Raw genomic sequence first — 5,109 nt, 5'->3', positions numbered from 1 at the left:
TTAACATAAAATCTCTTATGCGAAATTTCAGCTCGATGCTTTGAAAGATGGCTAAAGCCATGTTTCAAAGTCGGGCAATTTTGCGCTTGCTGTAATTTGATTTGTAATGAGAAAAACCAAGCAAAGTACCGATCAACTAGTATTTTTTAGGGTCGATCTGACACCAGTCATACGTTTTTTCTTTGACACTACTCGGTTCAAACGAGTAGCAATTTTTCCTCATTATTCTCACCAATGTTTCACCATCACTTTCTCGAATTTGTAGCGGATATTTTTTTAGTACAGCCATATCTGCTCTACGTTCATCAATTTCGTCTTTGCTTGGTATGTATAAAAAGATAGCCAAAATGAACACCATCATCACAGCAACAAACGTGCTGGCAAAAATAATGATAAGTTTTAAGTTGAGCCTGTGTGTAGCTTCGTTTAATGCCTGAATACTGTTGTTTAATGCGCCTGTATGCTTCTTATTTGCGTTTTCTAGCGATTTTTCAGCCTTGTCTAGCACTCCGCTAGCGACATGGTTGTAAAACTTCTCTAATCGCTTGTTATCGTCTGCTATGGCCTCTCTATATTCCTTCATGGATGCCAATAAAATATATAACTGGTCATCTAGATCATTTTGATTACTCATAATGACATTCCGCCTCTACCTAGTTTTTGAGATGCCTTGCGGAGTGCTTGCTCGGCTCGTTGTTTATCTAATTCTTGCTGTCGCTTCATTTCCGCTTGGCGTTCCAGTTCTAGACGTTTGGTTTCTTGGTTCTTCTGCCATTGATCAAAACCTTGATCGACACGGCTTAAACCACGCTGTAAAACGCTCTCTTTTTGCTGTTTCTGTTGGTGAAGCTGTTGGCTATTTTGCTGTTTGACGTTGTCATTAAAACGGCTGATTTCAGTGTCTATGCCTTGTCTGCGTAATTGTGTGACTTTGGTGCCTTCATGGATGGTGGCTTGTAGTCCGTTGTTCTGATCGGCATAGCTACGATGGTCTATTTTTTCTCGGTAGCCTGCACGTTCCAATGCTTTATTGGCTAAGTCTGCCCAAGTTTCTCGAATTTGCTTAATATCTTCTTGGGTTGTCCCCATGCCAAGGCTTTTTCGTTTGGCGTTGCTGAGTTCGATATCGGTTTTGGTGGTCAGGGTGAGTTTATTGTCCGTGTCCAATTCGGCTTTTCGGGTGGTAAGCATGATATGGGCGTGATGATTCTTATCATTACCGCCTTTGCTGGGTTCATGGATGGCTAAATCTGCGATCACTCCATAGCGATCAACTAAGGACCTGGCAAAGTCTTTTGCCAAGTCCTTACGTTGATCAGCGTCTAATTCATCAGGTAGGGCAATGACCCATTCTCTAGCGGTTCGGGCATCTTTACGGTTTTCGGTTTTTTCTGCCAAGTTCCAAAGTTCACCACGGTCAATTTCAATATCTAAATTAGACAGAATTTCAGAATGGGCGACACCGTCTTTTCTCGTAAAGTCATGGGTCAGTCCTGTGCGTTCATCTTCTAGTTTTTCCCCTGCACGATATGCAGATGATGCAACCGCAGTTCGCCCCGAACTTCGGTTCACCGTTTTAGTGGAACAATGATAAATTGCCATGCAGTCGCCTTGGGGTGCTTTTGCTTTTGGGGTTAAGGGGATTCCCCTTACGCAAACTTTGACTTGGATGAAATCCAAGTCGTAAGTGCGCATTTCATGAAAAACACGATAGCATATTACCCGCTTGAATTTCAATTCATAGGGTCTTATGCTTGAGTGGTTTTCTATATTCCGAAATTAACCGTTATGACTAAATCTGCTGAAAATATCGAAAAGAAAATTGAAGCCCAGTTAGAGAAGCTGAAACAGTTAAAAGCACAGAAACAGGCTATTGAAGCAAGAGAACGTACCAAAAAGAAAGAACAGGAGCGCAAGGATGATACTCGGCGTAAAATTTTGCTCGGTTCTTACTTGATTAAGAAAATGCAGGCAAATGAAGCCAATAAAGAAAAAATACTCGCTGAACTCAACGAATATTTAACAGAAAATAGAGATCGACAGCTTTTTGATTTGCCCGACATTGAAGCCTAATTTTTCTTAGCTGTTTGGTTATTCTGTTCGGCTTGATACTCGGGAATGAGCGTGTTTAAGACCTTTTGAATATTGTCTTTGTCCTCTATCTGCAAATGATCCCGATAGTAAATTAAGTCCTGTATTTTGCTTTCCATCTGCATTTTTTCGGTGGGTTTGGCATTTTTGGATAGTCGGGATAATAGGAAGATATAACCGCATATATTTTCCCTCGCAATTTCATAATTTACGATGTCGAGGTATTCAACGGTCACATGCTTTAGATCGGTTGATAGGTTATTTAATTTAATCATGGCTGAAATCCTGATTTTTCTAAAATTGGATAAAGCTCTCTGAATTTTTCAGGCTCTAAAAGCATATCAGCGATACGAATAGCAAATTGTTGGTAGCTTTCTGTACCTTGTGAATATTTCCCCATTTCAGGCATTTCTGACATTTTATTCGCAAATAAATGGCGTTGTGCATCGGTCATTTTTATAAAAAAATCAGGCGTGTTTGGATCTCTTTTTGCTTCAACTTTTGGCTGTTGTTTTTGCTTAAATTTGAAAGAAAAACCTGAAATGATCCGTCCTTTTTTATGCTGTTCATACGTTACAGTAATATCAGTATGCTCATTAATTTGTTTAATTGATGGTTCAAGCACACGCTTTTTAAAGTCACTCATGGCGGTGTATTCACTATCAACAAGACCTAATCTGTTTCTAAACTCACTAAGTTCTAGTTGTGGAACTTTTCCAACTTCACGCCAAGCAATCAGCAATTCATAAAGCCTAGTGGCGTATTTACTGGTTAGGTGAGCAACTTGTTTAGCTTCATATTTTGTAAAGTGTTCTTCCAATCGTGTGATTAAAGGCACTACATCAGGAGCAAAAGTAATTTCTAACAATGCTAGGTCATCTACATAAAATATACGGCTTACCCAGCGAGATCGAACAATGCCGACTTTGCCTGTTTTTTTATATTCGGCTGTATAACTAAATTGACGATTAAACAGATTATTTACAGCTTCTCTCAAAGCTTTATATGACGCATCGGCAGATACATTGAATAGCTTGGCGTAGTCACTAGCATGTATTTCCAGTTTACTATCCGCAGTGATTCCTTGTCCCGATTCTCTAGCATTAATGATAGCTAGCATGATCAAACGTTGTTCCGTTAGCTCTAGGTTGTAACTGGCATTTATTAGAGCATTATCTTTCACGACTAAACTATTTTTCATAAGAAGAACTTATTATTATCTAATTAAAGGACAATGTAATCTAATATCTTTTTAAGGTCAATATTTATAATGTCTTTTAATTAAGAGCAAATGTCCGTTTATACAAGAGCAAATGTCCGTTTATACAAGAGCAAATGTCCGTTTATACAAGAGCAAATGTCCGTTTATATAGTCTGTAACACTTACTACACAAGGGTTTCAACCTGTCTAAAAGCATTAAAAGCTTTAAAAATAATTAAAAGCCTTTCGAGAGGGGAGTGCTTAAAACTGCCCTATGTACTCGCTAAAGCTCGTACTCTATTGAAGCTCGTTCCTCGCTTCGTGGGGCAGTTTTTAGTTAATCCTGTTGTGAAATCTAAAAGCAAAAGCATTTGTAATGTATTCGCTTCGCTCATACTTTTTGAAAAGCAAAAGCTCCAAAGTTCGCACCCATTCGGGATGCTCTGTACCTACCGTTTAAAATCGAAAGGGAGCTTGTAATCAGAGAAAAGGCGAGGGCGAAATTTTGATGATGCTCAATCGCTCGTAGACACTCGCTCGGTTCTTATTATCTAGGTTTTAATTATTTACTGGAGCTAATCAAAGTTGTGAAACATTGCTTAAATAATAGGCGTGGAACGTGAAAAATCATAAAAAAAGCCCAAACAGTGATGTTTGGGCTATAAACTTTGAAATAAGTATTTGAATTTCAAAATAAATTATAACGCATTTCGTATAAGGCGTATTATGTTAATTTTAGAAAAACTAATAGAGCATCTATAAATATATTGCACAAAATTATTTTATGTATAACATACCAATCGAATGGTATGTTATACATAAAGGTGTCGATGTGAATGCTCTTTACTTAGCCTATAGCTTATTAGGATTAGCTATAATTTCGGAAGTTATAGGTAGTACTTTTTTAGTTAAATCAGAAGGTTTCTCAAAACTATTTCCAAGTATTATGGTCCTAGTTCTATTCAGTCTAGCGTTCTATCTACTATCACACGTTATTAAGACGATTCCTTTGGGTATTGCATATGCAATATGGGCAGGAGTAGGTATTGTTCTGACCGCTATTGTTAGCCACGTTTTATTTAAACAGGCTTTAGATACTCCAGCTATGATTGGTATTGCTCTAATAGTTTCTGGAGTTGTTGTTATTAATCTATTCTCTCAATCTACAGGTCATTAAGTGAAAAAAATACAACAGCCGAAAAAACAACCGGAACTTATTCGCAAGCGGATTCTTGAACAAACAGCTATTCTCATTTCACAAAAAGGTATTTCTAATGTTTCTATTCAAAATATTGCAACAGCCGTAGGCATCACAAAAGGGGGGGTGTTTCATCACTTCCCTAATAAAGAAATTTTAATAGAAGAAATGTTTAATCAAGTAATTTTTGAGGTAGATCAAACTATTGAATATCTAATGAAACGAGATGAAAGCGAGTATGGTAAATTTACACGAGCTTATATTCATAGCTCATTTATTCATCAAATAAATGATTTTGTTTCTGCATGGTCAGCTGTATCAATGACTTTAATCACAGAGCCAACTTTTAATAAAATTTGGATGGAATGGCTAAAAAATAGATTATCTCAACATGCAGAAACGGATAGTCATCCTGATTTAGAGTTACTTCGTTTAGCAGCAGATGGGTTGTGGCTACAAAGTATTACCGGAGTCATTGATGATGAGCAATGTTCAAAATTAGAAGACGATCTGCTTAATCGAACCTATTTAACATAAAATCTCTTATGCGAAATTTCAGCTCGATGCTTTGAAAGATGGCTAAAGCCATGTTTCAAAGTCGGGCAATTTTGCGCTTGCT

The 5,109-nt window shown here is 37.5% G+C and carries 7 protein-coding genes; 3 read left to right on the top strand and 4 right to left on the bottom strand.

Annotated elements, in window-relative coordinates:
- Positions 1-136: 136 nt before the first annotated feature.
- Together NI462_RS14705 and mobQ are read right to left on the bottom strand one after the other, a co-directional pair.
- Complete coding sequence (locus NI462_RS14705; RefSeq protein WP_253161204.1) at positions 137-634, bottom strand: hypothetical protein; 498 nt, start codon at positions 632-634, stop codon at positions 137-139.
- On the bottom strand, positions 631-1,602 hold the full coding sequence (gene mobQ, locus NI462_RS14700) for a MobQ family relaxase (RefSeq protein WP_005265044.1): 972 nt from the start codon (positions 1,600-1,602) through the stop codon (positions 631-633). The genes NI462_RS14705 and mobQ overlap by 4 nt, the downstream gene beginning before the upstream one ends.
- 186 nt (positions 1,603-1,788) lie before the next feature.
- Here mobQ and NI462_RS14695 point away from each other — a divergent pair, with 186 nt between their 5' ends.
- Positions 1,789-2,073: a DUF8583 domain-containing protein gene (locus NI462_RS14695; protein ID WP_004871868.1), complete on the top strand. Its 285-nt coding sequence runs from the start codon at positions 1,789-1,791 to the stop codon at positions 2,071-2,073.
- On the opposite strand, the gene NI462_RS14690 is transcribed toward NI462_RS14695, so the two are convergent.
- Positions 2,070-2,366, bottom strand: a complete 297-nt coding sequence (locus tag NI462_RS14690; RefSeq protein WP_005265043.1) for a hypothetical protein — start codon at positions 2,364-2,366, stop codon at positions 2,070-2,072. The two genes, NI462_RS14695 and NI462_RS14690, sit on opposite strands and share 4 nt — an antisense overlap.
- Entirely contained in the window at positions 2,363-3,292 is a 930-nt protein-coding gene (repM, locus tag NI462_RS14685; protein WP_004871874.1) for a replication initiation protein RepM, read from the bottom strand. Before repM ends, NI462_RS14690 begins: the two co-directional genes overlap by 4 nt.
- An 832-nt stretch (positions 3,293-4,124) precedes the next feature.
- Between repM and NI462_RS14680 the strand changes: the two genes are divergently transcribed.
- Both NI462_RS14680 and NI462_RS15180 read left to right on the top strand, forming a co-directional pair.
- Positions 4,125-4,469: a DMT family transporter gene (locus NI462_RS14680; RefSeq protein WP_253114809.1), complete on the top strand. Its 345-nt coding sequence runs from the start codon at positions 4,125-4,127 to the stop codon at positions 4,467-4,469.
- On the top strand, positions 4,470-5,027 hold the full coding sequence (locus NI462_RS15180; RefSeq protein WP_253114811.1) for a TetR/AcrR family transcriptional regulator: 558 nt from the start codon (positions 4,470-4,472) through the stop codon (positions 5,025-5,027).
- Positions 5,028-5,109 lie beyond the last annotated feature (82 nt).

This window comes from Acinetobacter lwoffii (assembly GCF_024129715.1).
Classification (GTDB): Bacteria; Pseudomonadota; Gammaproteobacteria; order Pseudomonadales; family Moraxellaceae; genus Acinetobacter; species Acinetobacter lwoffii_U.
This window is presented reverse-complemented; position numbering and strand designations above follow the sequence as displayed.